This is a genomic window from Mesorhizobium sp. M0698 (assembly GCF_040320455.1).
In the GTDB taxonomy this organism is placed as follows: domain Bacteria; phylum Pseudomonadota; class Alphaproteobacteria; order Rhizobiales; family Rhizobiaceae; genus Mesorhizobium.
Map to the genome: position 1 here is coordinate 27,827 of NZ_JAMYPQ010000007.1, position 14,912 is coordinate 42,738.

Genomic DNA, 14,912 nt, shown 5'->3' on the forward strand with positions numbered 1-14,912 from the left:
CTCATCAGCGCCGACGAGACGATCTCGTCAGACAGCGCCTAGTCCCACCGAAGAACGGCTACCGCACTCCCGGGTGAAAACCCGAGAGCCGATCCTACAACAATTTGCATCGCCTCGCCGCACCTCGATGCTTACGACTATGCGATGGCGACGAGATCCCTGGTATCAAGGTCGACAGGTATCTCGCCATTCATGATCGCAATCAGAACCCGAGCCCTTCCGGCTGGATCGAGCCGGTCAAGGCGACCGATCATTTCCGCGAACGGGCCGGAAAGAATCCGGACCGAAGCACCGGCTGCGAGGCCGCCGCTGAAATCGAGCAGGCCGTGCCTGCCGGTTAGCGCAATAAAGCGCTCTACCAGACCCGAGGGGACCGGCAAAGGCCGGTCGCCCTGCATCACCAGGGAGCGCACGCCGAACGTTCCATTGACCGAGCGCCAACGTTGCAGCCCGAGGTCAAGGGCGATGAACATATAACCCGGGAAATATGCGGCCGACCGGGTTTCGAGGCGCCGGGCATGACGCACGGTTTTCTCGCAGCGAGGCACAAAGGGCTGAAATCCCTGGATCCGGAGATGCCGCTCTGCGACATGCTCCTTCCCGGGAAAGACGCTGGCCGCATACCAGCGCGTTGCCGGCGCAGCGGCCGGCTCTGGCGACAGGGTCGCGTTGGTCGTTGTTTTTTCCGCGCTACTCACGTGTCTTCCTTCTTCCTTCGGCGGTCGGCGGCATGATCTCAGGTCAACGGTTACGACAGTGTGTGGATACCAGCAAGCAACCAAGCCACTAGAGTCAAGGCGGTTGGGTTAAGAATTTCCTATACATTGTCCAGAAATTTAGCTCTGCCTAAATAAGCATCGAGCCGCTTTCTTTTTCAGCTGGCTGAGATGCTATGTCGAGCAATTTATTTCCATGCGTAGGTGCTTGGTTACGCTGGTCGTGACGAATCGCCCGTTGGTTCTGGTACTTAGTCCGTCGACTTGAAGCTAATGTGACGGATGGCGTCGCGCACAAGCCTGCCGCCAGCGACAAAGATCCTGCACGGCCACACCAACTGCGGCGAAAAATCACTGTCGCGCAGAACAGGTTATCACCGCTCGACCCGCTTCACGAACGCTTCAACAGCGACCAGACAGCCGGCACCAAGCTCGCGGCCAGCGCAACCTTGATCAGATCACCGACGATAAAGGGCAACACCCCGAACTGCCAGGATTTTTCCGGGCCGATCAACAGCGCCAGCCAGGCAAAGCCCATTGCCATCATGACGATCTCGGCCACCAGCATGGCATTGAAGAGCTTGATAGGATGGCGATCCCAGCCACGGTCGGCAGCCCAGCCGACGATCGCCGCCATGACGACGAAGCCGGCTAGATAACCGCCGGTCGAACCGAGCATGTAAGCGATACCGATGCCCTTTTCGGGCGTGCTCTGGAAGACCGGAAGGCCCAACGCGCCCTCGGCCATGTAGAGAAGCAGCGTAGCGACGCCAAGGCGCATGCCGAAGGAGGCAGCGATCAGGAAGACGGCGAGCGTCTGCATCGAGATGTCTACCGGTCCGAGCATGACCTTGGTCTTGGCAGACAAGATCAGCAGCAACGTTCCGGCGATCGCCAGCAAAAGCTGTCCTGCCAGCCGGGCCGCGCCCTTTTCAGGCAAAGCGAGAGAAATGAGCGGACGCATCGTCGTTGTAATTGCCATAGTCTTCCCCGTTCCGGATTGCCGCCGAACGCGGCCTTGCGTTTTCCTATATTGGCTTCCGTGCTATGCGGCAATCGGTTTTGCCCTCGCCCCAAAAAAGGTCGCGACGTTCGCATGGCGCTGAAATTCGATACACGCTTCGATCCGGCCTATGGCCAGGGCGTAGCCGTTGCGCCTGGTATTCAACGCATCACCGCCAGGAACCCAAGCCCGTTCACCTTTCACGGAACCAACAGCTATATCGTCGGGCGCGAGACGCTGGCGGTGATCGATCCCGGACCGGATGACGAGGCACATCTTCGAACACTGCTCGAAGCGATCGGGACCAGGCCGGTCAGCCATATCTTCATCAGCCACACGCATCGCGACCATTCGCCGCTGGCGGCTCGGTTAAAGCAGCATACGGGTGCGGTGGTTCTGGCGGAGGGCCGGCATCGCCCGGCGCGGCCGTTGCGCACCGGCGAGGTCAATCCACTCGATGCCAGCGCCGACACCGACTTTGTTCCTGATATCGCGCTGCCGGATGATATGGTGATCGACGGCGACGGCTGGGCGATCCGGACGGTGCTGACGCCCGGCCATACCGCCAATCACGCGGGCTTCGCGCTGGAGGGAACCGGCATCCTTTTCTCAGCCGATCACGTCATGGCGTGGGCAACCACGATCGTCGCACCGCCGGATGGCGCGATGGCCGAGTACATGACATCGCTCGATCGGCTGATCGAACGTGACGACCGGCTGCTGCTGCCCGGTCATGGTGGGCCGGTGACCGAGCCGCGCAGCTTCATGCGCGGATTGAAAACGCATCGAAAAATGCGCGAACGCGCAATTCTGGAGCGGATCAACAACGGCGACCGGACAATCAAGGACATGGTGGACGCGATCTATCGCGACACCGACCCGCGCCTGCATGGCGCGGCCGGCCTGTCGGTGCTTGCCCATCTGGAAGACCTGGTGGCGCAGGGCCTGGTCCACACCGACGGCGCGCCGGCTATCGACGGCATCTATTCGCCGGCAACGTAGCACACTTCGGATATCATTCCGCCGGCGCCACGCCCACCTGGCCGGCGACTTCCTGGTCGAGTTCGGAAAGGAAATCGGTGATGCGCGCTGCATTGTCGCCAAGGTCATGGCGGCCGTAACGCGAGGCCGAGCGCATATCGACGATGACCACATCGCCGTCGTCGGTCACGCGGATGGCGACATCGGCGGGAAGACCAAGCAGCAAGCTCTTGGCCAGCGCATCGACCGTCACGTCGCTTTGCCCTGCTGCGTCTGGAAACGGCGCCGTGAGCTGCCAGCCGCGCCGATCGAGCACCGTTTTGACCGCCTCCAGAACGCGATCGAAAGGCAAGGTGTAGCTGCGTCCGGTAACAAGCGGATAAGCTTCGATTTGCAGGCGCTGCTCGCCGGGTGTCGGCGGCAAAAGCTCGTTCATATCCTTTGTCCGGGTAGAAATATCGAGCGCCGGCGGGTCGTCGAAATCCGTCGAGACGTCGCGCAGCGGCGGATAGGTCGCCGCCCAATAGGCCCCGACAGCGTAAGGGATGAGCACCAGAAACGCCAGCAAGGCGCCGGCGGTCAGGTCTTGGCCGCCACGATCACCGAAGTTCCACAATCGCGCGAAGGCAAACCCGGCAAACAAAAGCGCAAACGCGGCCAGCAAGGCGACAATGCCAAGCACCCATAGGAAAGCTTGGGTCTCGACGAGGTCATAGCGATGGCCGATGAGAGCGGTCAGCAGCAGGACTGCCGAAAACGCGCCGGCGCGCCGCGACCAACCGGCAGCCCTCGACGTTTGTCGCTCGGGAATTCCCGTCATTGGTTTCCGCGCTGCCCCAACCCGAACACAGGCATAGTGCCTTTCAGCGGCGGCTTGAAGACGCAAAGACGCCGCATCTCCGGTCAATCCGTCGGCAGGTGATAATCCCGGAACTGCTGGCGCAAGGTAATCTTCTGGATCTTGCCGGCAGCGGTGTGTGGGATTTCGCCGACAAAAGCGACGTCGTCCGGCATCCACCACTTCGCCACCTTGCCGTCCATGAAAGCGAGAATATCCGTCTTGGTCGGCTCCCTGCCCGGCTTGCGCACGACCACGAGCAAAGGCCGCTCGCCCCATTTCGAATGCGGAATGCCGATGGCGGCGGCCTCCGCCACATCGGGATGGCCGACCGCGAGGTTCTCGAGCTCGATGGTCGAGATCCATTCGCCGCCCGACTTGATCACGTCCTTGGCGCGGTCGGTGATCTGCATATAGCCTCCGGGGTCGATATGCGCGACGTCACCGGTATCGAACCAGCCGTCTTGATCGAACTGTTCGGATCCGATGCCGCCATAATAGGCGCGCGCGATGGCCGGCCCGCGGACCTTGAGCCGGCCGAAGGTCTTGCCGTCCCATGGCAGTTCGTTGCCGGCGTCGTCCGTCACCTTCATTTCGATGCCGAACGGTGTAAAGCCTTGTTTCTGCTGGACGCCGAGGCGGGCCTCGCCCTTCAGCCCGGCGTAATCCGGCTTTAGGGTGCACAGCGTGCCGAGCGGCGACATCTCGGTCATGCCCCAGGCGTGGACGACTTGGACATCGTAACTGTCCTGGAACTTCGTCGTGAGCGCGCGTGGACAGGACGAGCCGCCGATGACGACTTTCTGCAGATAGGGCAGTTTCTTGCCGGTCTCTTCCAGATACTGGAGGAGCATCATCCACACCGTCGGCACGGCGGCGCTGAAGGTCACCTGCTCGGTGTCGAGCAGCTCGTAGAGCGAAGCGCCATCCATTTTGCAACCGGGCATGACCAGCTTGGCGCCGACCATCGGCGCGCTCTGGGCAAGGCCCCAGGCATTGGCGTGGAACATCGGCACGACCGGCAATATGGTATCGCGCGACGACAGGCCCATGGCGTCGGGCATCGCGGCGATCATGGCGTGCAGCACGTTCGAACGATGGCTGTAGAGGACGCCTTTCGGATCGCCCGTCGTGCCCGAGGTGTAGCACATACCGGCGGCGGTGTTTTCGTCGAATGTCTTCCAGGCGAAGTTGCCGTCGGCTTCAGCAAGCCATTCTTCGTACGCAACCACATTGGGCAGCGCAGTCTCCGGCATATGCGCGTTGTCGGTCAGCACGATAGCCTGCTTCAGCGACTTGACCGCGCCGGCGATCTTTTCGAGCAGCGGCAGGAAGGTCAGATCGACGAAGATCGCCTTATCCTCGGCATTGTTCATGATCCAGGTGATCTGCTCGGGAAAGAGCCGCGGGTTGAGCGTGTGATAGATGGCGCCGACACCCATGATGCCGTACCAGGCCTCGATGTGGCGCGCGGTGTTCCAGGCCAGGGTCGCGATGCGGTCGCCAAGCCCGAAACCGTCACGCTCGAGCCGCTCGGCGACCTTCAGGGCACGATCATGGATTTCGGCATATGTGCTGCGCACGATCGGCCCCTCGATCGAACGCGACACGATTTCGCGGCTGCCGTGCTGCCGCTCGGCATTGTCGATCAGCTTATGGCAAAGCAGCGGCCATTCCTGCATCAGCCCGAGCATCTTGTTCCTCCCGTTATTTTTTCGCCATTGTGGGACGAACCGGCGGATTGTCCAGCCGTGACCGGACTGGAGCGGCGAACAGAGCGAAATGAGCCGGAATTCGCCACAATCCGGCCATGCTCGGCGTTAACGTTGATTAACAGGCGGGGTGTGATTGGCGAATGAAAGAGGTTCGCATGGACGCGCAGCTCGACGACAAAGCCCTCGAAAATACGCTTGCCGAGAGTCTGGCCGATCTGGTGGCGGCCGACGTCGCGCAGGCAGATCTGGTGCCTGACGCCAAAGCCGTTTCCGAAGATGAATTCGTCGAGGTCGTCGGTGGCGCCCTCGAAGCGGTCGGCGGCACGCTCTTGTTCAAGATGTGCGTCGAGAACGAGGGCGAAAGTCAGCACGTCGCTGCCGCCTGCGTCGGCGACGGCGGCAATCGCCAGTTCCTGCTGCTCACCTTGCCGACCAGCGGTGGTGCGCTGAAGGTCGAGACCACCTCGAAAAGCACCAATCCGGTGGCCGGCATTGCCGCCGCGTATGCCGGGCTGATGGACGCATTCCAGGCCGCCGCCTAATTCTAGGCGAGGTATCGGAGGAAAGCGCGAGACTTGCCCCCGTGGGGCGATGCCCGCCGATGGCGGGCAGGTCTTGCGCAACGCGCTTGCCAGACACATCTTGGGGTAGAGGCAAGGAGATCCGATATGGACCAGATCGCAAACCGGTCACCCGGCTTTCAGCGCAATCCCGGCAAGGTCATCACAGTCGAGCCTTACAAGGGCACCGTGACGGTCAGCGCCGGCGATGTCGTCATCGCTTCGTCCAACAAGGTCAAAGTGCTGACCGAATCGCCCTACCCCCCGGTTTTCTACATTCCGTTCGGCGACATCGACTTCAAACAGCTTGGCAAGACCGAACACTCGACCCATTGCCCCTATAAGGGCGATGCCAGCTATTGGAGCGTGCTGCCCGCCGGCGATGCAGGCAAGGATGCGATGTGGGCCTATGAGCGGCCGTTCGACGAGATGGCCGATATCCGCGATCACGGCGCGTTCTATCCGAACAAGGTGACCATCGAGGCGACGCCCGACTGATCAGTCGGTGGTGCCTTCATCGCCGACGCCGTCGGCATCGTCGAGACGCACGAAGGTGAGGCCCTTGGCCTTCAGCGCCAGAAGTCCCTGCACCACGCCTTCGCCGGCTGCATGGGTCGGCTGATTGAAGTGAGCGATGATGACGTCGCCGTCCTTGGCCGCGGCGACGCGCCGGGCGGTCTCTTTTGCGCCGAGCAATGAGCCGCCATCGCCGTTGATTGAGAATCCGGCGATCTTGAAACCAAGCTTGCGTATCATCGCGATTGCCGACGGGCTGTATTCGGCGGTTGCGCCGCGAAACCATTTCGGCGCCGGTTCGCCGGTCACGGCAAGCGCGGCAGCACCCGATTCGACCTCGGCCAGCACGGCCTGCGGGCTGCCGGCACTGCGAATGCCGTAGATCTTTTGCGGCGTGTCGACGGCGGGGACATGACGGCCGCCATGGTTTTCCAATTCAAACAGTTCGGGATGCGCCCGCATGATCTCGACGGCGGCGGCGTTGTGCTTCAGCCAGATGCCGGTGACGAAAATGGTGGCAGGAATCTTGTTTTCCACCAGCGCCGAGAGAATCCGTGTGTCGGTCCTTCCGCCGCACGCATCGAGCGTCAGCGCGACGCGGCCGCCGCCCGCCTCGGCCTTGATGTGCAGCGTCGGTGCGACGAGCAACTGGGCGTTGCCAGGAGAAACAGCCCACAGCGATATCGCAATGGCGCAAAAATACTTTTGGAACGGGCGCATCGATTATTTCCAGGTCGGCCGGATCAAAGTTGAAGCGGCGACCCCAAGACCGCCATCAAGGCGGAAATCGGGACGATGCCCCTGCAAAAGCGTCGGCAGCGGCAATTTGACCGCCGGCCTGACCTTTGGCAAGCGCGAGGTCACAATGCGTGCTCCACGTCCTTAACCTTACGTGAAAGGATCGCGAGCACCGCGTCGACCACCGCTTTGACCTCAAGTCGCCAGACGCAGCAAGCCTTGCTCGGATCGGGTCGGCGGCACAGGTCCCTGGCTATGCACTCGCAAGGCATGGAGGGCCGCGGCGTAACACTGGCCACGCCGACAGGCCCCCAGACGGCCGGGTCGGTCAGGCCGAAGAGGCCGACAACCGGCGTGCCGGCGGCGGCGGCCATGTGCATCGGGCCACTCTCGTTTCCCAGAAACAGGCGTGCCTGGCCGAGGACCGCCAGCAGCGTTGCCAGCGACAGCGCCCCGACCACGTTGACGACCGGCGAAGCGGCCTTGGCGACGATGCGCTCGGCAGATGCCCGTTCATCGGGGCCGCCGACAAGCAGGAAGTCCAACCCGGTCTGCCGCGAGATCTCGTCGATCGCCAGCGCAAAACGTTCCGGCTGCCATTGCCGCCCCCGGAAGCTCGCTCCTGCATGAACGGCTATGAAGGCGTTACGCCGAAGATGATGCCGGTCGAGAAGCGCCAATGCCCTGGCGGTCTCCAGCGGCAGCGGCTCAATCGTCGGGACAGGCGCACGCAACTCCACGCCAAGCGCCTCAAGCGGCGAAAGATAGCGGTAGAGATAGTGCTGGCGACCAAAGCCAAACGGCTTGGCTGCGACGTTTGCGGGCTGACTTTCCAGCCAGCGCAACGGTTTTTCGGGAGGATCGTATCCGACGCGGGTCTTGGCATTGACGAGCCTGACGATGATGCGTGAGGTTTTGGAATCGGCCAGGTCGATGCTCAGGTCAAACCCGAACCGGCGCAGAGCGCGCACCATCGCGTAAAGCTCGCGACCACGCTGCACAGGGGTGCCACGCATCCGTACGCGCCGGAACGCCACCACGTCCGAGGCGATGCCATGAGCCAACAGGAAACTGGCAAAGTTCGCCTCGCAAAGGAACACTATCCTGGCCTTTGGATATTGGAGGCGCAGGTTTCTGGCGAGCGCGGAAGCGAGGACAAGATCGCCGATGAATTTCGTCTGGAGGATGAGAATCGAGCGGACGTGCGTGGGCGGGTTCTGCAACATCTGTTTCTGGCACCGGGGCGGGTTCGAGGGCCGGAAACTGGGCAGAAACGATGTCGGGATTTGGAGCCGACACACGCACGTTCGCGTGAATTCGGTTACAAATCGGTAAGGTCAGATGCCGGTGGACTCCACCTCCTATCCGCGGCCGTTCTTTGCAGCCTGCACCGCCGCTTGCGCCGCGGCCAGCCTGGCGATCGGCACCCGGTATGGCGAGCACGAGACGTAGTCGAGGCCGACCTTTTCGCAGAAATGGATCGAGGCCGGGTCGCCGCCATGCTCGCCGCAAATACCGAGCTTGATGTCGGGCCGCGTCGCCCTGCCCTTTTCGGCCGCCATCCGCACCAGCTCGCCGACGCCGTCTATGTCAAGCGACACGAACGGATCCTGCTCGATGATGCCTTTTTTCCGGTAGGTCTCGAGGAACGAGGCCGCATCGTCGCGCGAGATGCCGAAGGTGGTCTGGGTCAAATCGTTGGTGCCGAAAGAGAAGAATTCGGCCGCCTCGGCAATGACATGAGCGCGGATCGCGGCGCGCGGCAGTTCGATCATCGTGCCGGTAAGATAGTCGATCTTGACGCCGGTTTCCTGCATCACGCTTTTGGCGACGGCATCGATCCGCGCCTTGACGTAGTCGAGCTCCTTCACCAGACCGACCAGCGGCACCATGATCTCCGGCACCACCAGCGCGCCGGCCTTCCTGCCGGCCTCGACGGCCGCCTCGAAAATGGCGCGCGCCTGCATCTCCGCGATCTCCGGATAGGAGACGGCAAGCCGGCAACCGCGATGGCCGAGCATCGGATTAAACTCGTGCAACGCTTCGGTGCGCCGCCGGAGCTTGTCCGGCGACACATTCATGGCGGCGGCGACCTCGGCCACCTCCTCCTCGGTCTTGGGCAGGAATTCGTGCAGCGGCGGATCGAGCAGGCGGATCGTCACCGGCAGCCCGGCCATGATCTCGAACAGTTCGAGGAAATCCGAGCGCTGCATCGGCAACAGCTTGGCCAGCGCCGTTCGCCGGTCCTTTTCGGTATCGGCCAGGATCATCTCGCGCATGGCAATGATGCGGTCGCCGTCGAAGAACATGTGCTCGGTGCGGCAAAGCCCGATGCCTTCGGCGCCGAAGGACCGCGCCATGCGCGCATCGAGCGGCGTCTCGGCATTGGTGCGCACCTTCATGCGGCGCGCGCCGTCGGCCCATTCCATGATGGCGGCGAAATCGCCCGAGAGTTCCGGCTGCAGCATCGGTACCGCGCCTTTCAGCACCTGGCCGTTGGCGCCGTCGATGGTGATGATGTCGCCCTTGCGGAACGTCGATCCCATCGCCATCAGCGTGCCGGCCTTGTAGTCGACGCGCAGCGAGCCTGCGCCCGAAACGCAAGGCTTACCCATGCCGCGCGCCACAACAGCGGCGTGGCTGGTCATGCCGCCGCGCGTCGTCAGGATGCCTTCGGCCGCATGCATGCCATGGATGTCTTCGGGGCTGGTCTCGATGCGCACCAGGATCGCCTTGCGGCCTTGTGTCTTGGCCTCCTCGGCGTCGTTCGAGGAAAACACGATTTCGCCGGTGGCAGCGCCCGGCGAGGCCGGCAGGCCGACGCCGATGATGTCGCGCGCCGCCTTCGGATCGATGGTCGGATGCAACAACTGGTCGAGCGAGGCCGGATCGATGCGGGCGACGGCCTCCTCCTTCGAAATCAGTCCATCCCTGGCCATGTCGACGGCAATCTTCAGCGCCGCCTTGGCGGTGCGCTTGCCGGACCTGGTCTGCAGCATCCACAATTTGCCGCGCTCGATGGTGAATTCGAGATCCTGCATGTCGCGGTAGTGCTTTTCCAGGCGGTCGGAGATGCTGACGAAAGCCTGGAAGGCGTCAGGCATCAGCTTCTGCAGCGACGGCTTGTCGGAACCGGCGGCAATGCGCGCCGCCTCGGTGATGTTCTGCGGCGTACGGATGCCGGCAACGACATCCTCGCCCTGGGCGTTGACCAGGAACTCGCCATAAAGCTGCTTTTCGCCGGTCGACGGATTGCGGGTGAAGGCGACGCCGGTGGCCGAGGTGTCGCCCATATTGCCGAAGACCATGGCCTGGACATTGACCGCCGTGCCCCAGCTTTCGGGAATGTCGTGCAGGCGCCGATAGGTGATCGCGCGGTTGTTCATCCAGCTGGAAAACACCGCACCGATGGCGCCCCACAGCTGCTCGTTTGGATCCTGCGGAAACGGCTTGCCGAGCTCCTCCTCGACCTTGGCCTTGTAGAGTGCGATTACGCCTTGCCATTCGATGGCTGTCAGCTCGGTGTCGAGCTCATGGCCGAGCCCACCCTTCTGGTCTTCGAGGATCTCCTCGAAGACCTCATGGTCGAGGCCCATGACGACGTCGGAATACATCTGGATGAAACGGCGATAGCTGTCATAGGCAAAGCGCGGATCGCCTGAATCGGCGGCCAAGGCTTCGACCGTCTCGTCGTTGAGGCCGAGATTGAGCACGGTGTCCATCATGCCGGGCATGGAAGCGCGGGCACCGGAGCGCACCGACACCAAAAGCAGTTTCGACGGATCGCCGAAACGCCGCCCGGTCAGCCGACCGATGTGATCGAGGGCGACCGCCACATCCGCTTCCAGCGAGGCCGGATAGGCGTGGCCGTTGGCGTAATAAGCGTTGCAGACCTCGGTGGTGATGGTGAAGCCTGGCGGCACCGGCAGGCCCAGGCTGCACATTTCGGCCAGGTTGGCGCCCTTGCCGCCGAGCAGATTGCGGTCGCCGGCACGGCCTTCCGCGGCGCCGTCGCCAAAGGTGTACACCCATTTGGTCATGCTTGCTCCCCGGTTGCAGAAGATTGGAAATATTGGCAAATCGAGCGATATGATGCTGCAGTGCGAAAGGCAAGGCATCGACCAAGCCGGCCGGCCTCTACAATCGATTAAGGAAAAGCGGCGTCGAAAAGACTTGCTTTTTGGGAAGCTTTGTTGTAGAACATAACGAGAACAAAAGGTAGAGCGATGAGAATGACCGGAAAGCCCGATTATCTGGAAATGCCGGCGACGGGCGGAACGCTGGACAGCGTGAAGGCTTTCTACAGCGCGGCCTTCTCATGGTCGTTCACCGATTACGGGCCGACCTATTCAGCTTTTGCCGAAGGGCTGGACGGCGGTTTTCGGGCGGATGGCCAAGATGCGCCGGCCAAGCCGCTGCCCGTGCTCTATTCCGAAAGGCTGGAGGAAACATTGAGCGCCGTCGAAAATGCCGGCGGCACCATCGTCAAGCCGATCTTTTCATTCCCCGGCGGCAGGCGGTGCCATTTCGTCGATCCGGCCGGCAATGAAATGGCGGTGTGGGGTGAATAGATCCGTTCAAAGTAGCGATTGCAAAACTGGTGGATCGGTCGCGCATAGTCGGCATTGAGCTTTCTCCCGGCTCGTCCTATAAGGCCGCGCGCACAGCGGGCAGGCTCCGGCTGTTGGGGCGTCGCCAAGTGGTAAGGCATCGGTTTTTGGTACCGACATTCCCAGGTTCGAATCCTGGCGCCCCAGCCAGTTCTCCAAATTCTGACGATCTCCCGAGTCGTAATCTCAGTTGCAGACACCTTGGTCGCGGACTGGTATCTGCGGTATCTGTCCACAACAAATTGGTGTCTCCGGCAGAGAGCGCGATGCGGCTGGCATCTTAGTTTAATGTCGGCTCAATTGGCCGGCAGTCAAATGCATCTTGTGGAGAAAAGCAGTTTTTCTGCCACGGCTTGACGTTCGATCTTATAGTTTGAGACTTTTATAATCCAAAACATCGGATTTTTTTGTCGCTTTTCTTCAGATAAGTCAGCGCCTCCAACGCCTCTCTAGTAGTAACCGGCGCAATCATCAAACTAATTTTAATAAAATTCAATTTCGTTTTTAACGACGGTGATCATGTTATCTTGTGCTGTCAGCAACAAGTAGAATGTCGTAGAAATATCAATAAGCATATCTCGGAAAACAACGTGGGCATCTCTGACGTTAAATTTGCTTTTATCGCACAATGTCGACTATCCGTAAGTATATTTTTCGCCGCAACGTGAGAATCCTGCCGCCGATCAATCATTCTATCAGGGCGTGCAGGTATGTGATTTGGCGCTAATATACACCTTCTAGTAGGCAGGCATCCGCGGGGCGCTATCGAATCAAAATGAGGGATTATGGATGGCGACTCTCCATTACACGTCGGGCGGATCCGGCACGGACATTGCAAAAGCCGGATTCAATCTGGCTAGCGTGCAATATGTTGACCAGGTCAACGAGCTGCCAGAGGGCATGAAAGGCTTGGTCTACCTCGACGAGGCCAACGGAGTAACCCAATCCTTTATCGACAAGGTTACTCCTTTCCTCGGCAATCCGAACGTATTTGGGTTCTTCCTGGTTGACGAGCCGGATCCCACCGGCCAATGGGGCACCTACGCCTCTGCCGCAAATCTGAAGGCAGAATCCGACTGGATCCATGAGCATTTTCCAGGCGCCAAGACCTACATCACAATGATGAGCTTGGGGACGTCGGCGAATCCGGATTTCAGAGGCACGTACAATCCCGCCAATACCGGTATCGATTACTACGGCATAGATGTCTATCCGGTCCGCACGGATGGCCCGGTCGACTACAACATGATCGATAAATTCGTTGCCGCCGCTCAGGCATCGGGCATCCCGACGAGCCAGATCGTTCCGGGCTACCAGGCGTTTGGAGGCGGCGAGTATAACACCGATATGGGTGGCAAATATGTCGTGCCCACCGCCGCCCAGATGGAAACCATGATGGACCACTGGGCCAAGCTGGTTCCGTCACCCGCCTTCGACTACGCATACGCCTGGGGTTCGCAGCGAGGCGACACAGCGTTGGAGAGCTCTTCGGAACTGCAGGCCGTTTTCCGGGAACACAACCTTGCAACGACGGGGACCACTCCGCCTCCCGTCGACACAAGCGACACCTTGTATGGCACCAGCGGCGACGATGTGTTTCACGGGGCCGGCGGCCACACAATGATCGGCTATGGTGGCAATGACACCTATTATGTCGATGACATCCGCGACAAGGAGATCGAGGCTGCGGGCGGCGGTACCGACAAAGCATTCGCCTCCGTAAGTCATGCGCTTGCGGCCGGATCGGAAATCGAACTTCTCGCCACCAGCAATCCGTCCGGCACGACGGCGATCAACCTGACCGGCAATGCGTTCGCCCAGACTATCCAGGGCAATGCCGCGATCAACCTTATTGATGGTGGCGCCGGTGCCGACACCATGACCGGCTATGGCGGCAATGACGTCTACTTTGTCGACAACGCCGGAGACAAGGTAAATGAGGTGACGGGCGGGGGCGCCGACAGGGTGCTCAGCAGCGTGAGCTATGCTCTTTCGCCTGGCTCGTCGGTGGAGCTTCTCGTCGCCAGGGAACCATCCGGCACGACGGCAATCAACCTCACTGGCAACGAGTTCGGCCAGAGCATCTTCGGCAATGCTGGCGCTAATATCATCAACGGAGGCGGCGGTGCCGACTTCTTGACCGGTAGAGGCGGCAACGACACCTACTATGTCGATAATGCCGGCGACAAAGTATTTGAGGTGGTGGGCGGCGGCACCGATAAGGTACTCGCCTCCGTAAGTCATGCGCTTGCGGCCGGCTCCGAGATCGAGCTTCTCGCCACCAACAATCCGTCCGGGACCACGGCGATCAACCTGACCGGCAATGCGTTCGCCCAGACCATCCAGGGCAATGCCGCGATCAACCTTATTGATGGTGGCGCCGGTGCCGACACGATGACCGGCTATGGCGGCAATGACGTCTACTTTGTCGACAACGCCGGAGACAAGGTAAATGAGGTGACGGGCGGGGGCGCCGACAGGGTGCTCAGCAGCGTGAGCTATGCTCTTTCGCCTGGCTCGTCGGTTGAGCTTCTCGTCGCCAAGGACCCATCCGGCACGACGGCAATCAACCTCACTGGCAACGAGTTCGGCCAGAGCATCTTCGGCAATGCTGGCGCTAATATCATCAACGGAGGCGGCGGTGCCGACTTCTTAACCGGTAGGGGCGGTAACGATGCCTTCCTGTTCAACAGCGCTCTTGGAGCCGGCAATATCGATAAGGTCACCGACTTCAACAAGCTCCAAGACAAGATTCAGCTCGACGACGCCATTTTTGCCGGGCTTAAGCTGGGAGGCCTTTCATCCGATGCTTTCTTTGCCGGTACGACCGCGCATGATAGCTCCGACCATATCATCTACAACAACTCAACCGGAGCGCTCTCTTTCGACAGCGACGGGATCGGCGGCGCAGCTCAAATACAGTTCGCCACTCTCTCTCCAGGTCTGTCGCTTGCAGCAGGTTCGTTCCTTGTAGTCTGAACGACCCGGAACGGCGGACCTTCGAGCCGGTCCGCCGCTCCGTCTTTGTTCAAGCACCGGATTATCCAAGCGAAGTGACCAGTCTGAGTTGTGCTCTCCTCCTGGATTGCGACGTCCCCTCCATAAGACTCACCCGAAAAATGGAATGATATCCTCTGGTGAGTGTCTTCCGGGGATTGTCGTTGCGAGCACAGCCTGCCAAAACGAGCTCGCTTCATTTGCTATGCGAGCCCCCACGAGCGGAGCCCACGCGTTC

12 protein-coding genes and 1 tRNA gene are annotated in these 14,912 nt (G+C 61.0%); 6 read left to right on the forward strand and 7 right to left on the reverse strand.

What is annotated here, in order from left to right; genetic code table 11:
- Positions 1 to 137: 137 nt before the first annotated feature.
- Both nusG and NKI16_RS16390 read right to left on the reverse strand, forming a co-directional pair.
- On the reverse strand, positions 138 to 698 hold the full coding sequence (nusG, locus tag NKI16_RS16385; RefSeq protein WP_352923296.1) for a transcription termination/antitermination protein NusG: 561 nt from the start codon (positions 696 to 698) through the stop codon (positions 138 to 140).
- 409 nt (positions 699 to 1,107) lie between these two features.
- Positions 1,108 to 1,698 carry a biotin transporter BioY gene (locus NKI16_RS16390; RefSeq protein ID WP_352923299.1) on the reverse strand — a complete coding sequence of 197 codons (591 nt, stop codon included), beginning with the start codon at positions 1,696 to 1,698 and terminating at the stop codon, positions 1,108 to 1,110.
- 114 nt (positions 1,699 to 1,812) lie between these two features.
- Between NKI16_RS16390 and NKI16_RS16395 the strand changes: the two genes are divergently transcribed.
- A complete protein-coding gene (locus NKI16_RS16395) occupies positions 1,813 to 2,721 on the forward strand; it encodes an MBL fold metallo-hydrolase (RefSeq protein ID WP_352699664.1) in 909 nt (302 codons plus the stop codon).
- Between the two features lie 13 nt (positions 2,722 to 2,734).
- Here the strand turns inward: NKI16_RS16395 and NKI16_RS16400 are convergent, their stop codons facing one another.
- Positions 2,735 to 3,520 (reverse strand): DUF1499 domain-containing protein, encoded by a 786-nt coding sequence (locus tag NKI16_RS16400; protein WP_352923303.1) that lies wholly within the window; start codon positions 3,518 to 3,520, stop codon positions 2,735 to 2,737.
- Between the two features lie 83 nt (positions 3,521 to 3,603).
- Entirely contained in the window at positions 3,604 to 5,232 is a 1,629-nt protein-coding gene (locus tag NKI16_RS16405) for a fatty-acid--CoA ligase (protein ID WP_352923306.1), read from the reverse strand.
- Positions 5,233 to 5,408: 176 nt separating this feature from the next.
- Between NKI16_RS16405 and NKI16_RS16410 the strand changes: the two genes are divergently transcribed.
- Together NKI16_RS16410 and NKI16_RS16415 are read left to right on the forward strand one after the other, a co-directional pair.
- A complete protein-coding gene (locus NKI16_RS16410; RefSeq protein WP_352570751.1) occupies positions 5,409 to 5,795 on the forward strand; it encodes a hypothetical protein in 387 nt (128 codons plus the stop codon).
- 126 nt (positions 5,796 to 5,921) lie between these two features.
- Positions 5,922 to 6,311 carry a DUF427 domain-containing protein gene (locus tag NKI16_RS16415; RefSeq protein ID WP_352923309.1) on the forward strand — a complete coding sequence of 130 codons (390 nt, stop codon included), beginning with the start codon at positions 5,922 to 5,924 and terminating at the stop codon, positions 6,309 to 6,311.
- Here the strand turns inward: NKI16_RS16415 and NKI16_RS16420 are convergent, their stop codons facing one another.
- From NKI16_RS16420 to ppdK, 3 genes are all read right to left on the reverse strand, one after another.
- Positions 6,312 to 7,049, reverse strand: a complete 738-nt coding sequence (locus NKI16_RS16420) for a polysaccharide deacetylase family protein (protein WP_352923312.1) — start codon at positions 7,047 to 7,049, stop codon at positions 6,312 to 6,314.
- Between the two features lie 140 nt (positions 7,050 to 7,189).
- Positions 7,190 to 8,131: a glycosyltransferase family 9 protein gene (locus NKI16_RS16425; protein ID WP_352923315.1), complete on the reverse strand. Its 942-nt coding sequence runs from the start codon at positions 8,129 to 8,131 to the stop codon at positions 7,190 to 7,192.
- A gap of 297 nt (positions 8,132 to 8,428) precedes the next feature.
- A complete protein-coding gene (ppdK, locus tag NKI16_RS16430) occupies positions 8,429 to 11,107 on the reverse strand; it encodes a pyruvate, phosphate dikinase (protein WP_352923318.1) in 2,679 nt (892 codons plus the stop codon).
- A gap of 186 nt (positions 11,108 to 11,293) precedes the next feature.
- Between ppdK and NKI16_RS16435 the strand changes: the two genes are divergently transcribed.
- The 3 genes from NKI16_RS16435 (at position 11,294) to NKI16_RS16445 (ending at position 14,656) form a co-directional block, all read left to right on the forward strand.
- Entirely contained in the window at positions 11,294 to 11,638 is a 345-nt protein-coding gene (locus NKI16_RS16435) for a VOC family protein (protein WP_352923321.1), read from the forward strand.
- Positions 11,639 to 11,752: 114 nt separating this feature from the next.
- Positions 11,753 to 11,827: transfer RNA gene (locus NKI16_RS16440), tRNA-Gln, on the forward strand.
- A gap of 639 nt (positions 11,828 to 12,466) precedes the next feature.
- Positions 12,467 to 14,656 (forward strand): calcium-binding protein, encoded by a 2,190-nt coding sequence (locus tag NKI16_RS16445; RefSeq protein WP_352923324.1) that lies wholly within the window; start codon positions 12,467 to 12,469, stop codon positions 14,654 to 14,656.
- The last annotated feature ends 256 nt before the right edge of the window (positions 14,657 to 14,912 follow it).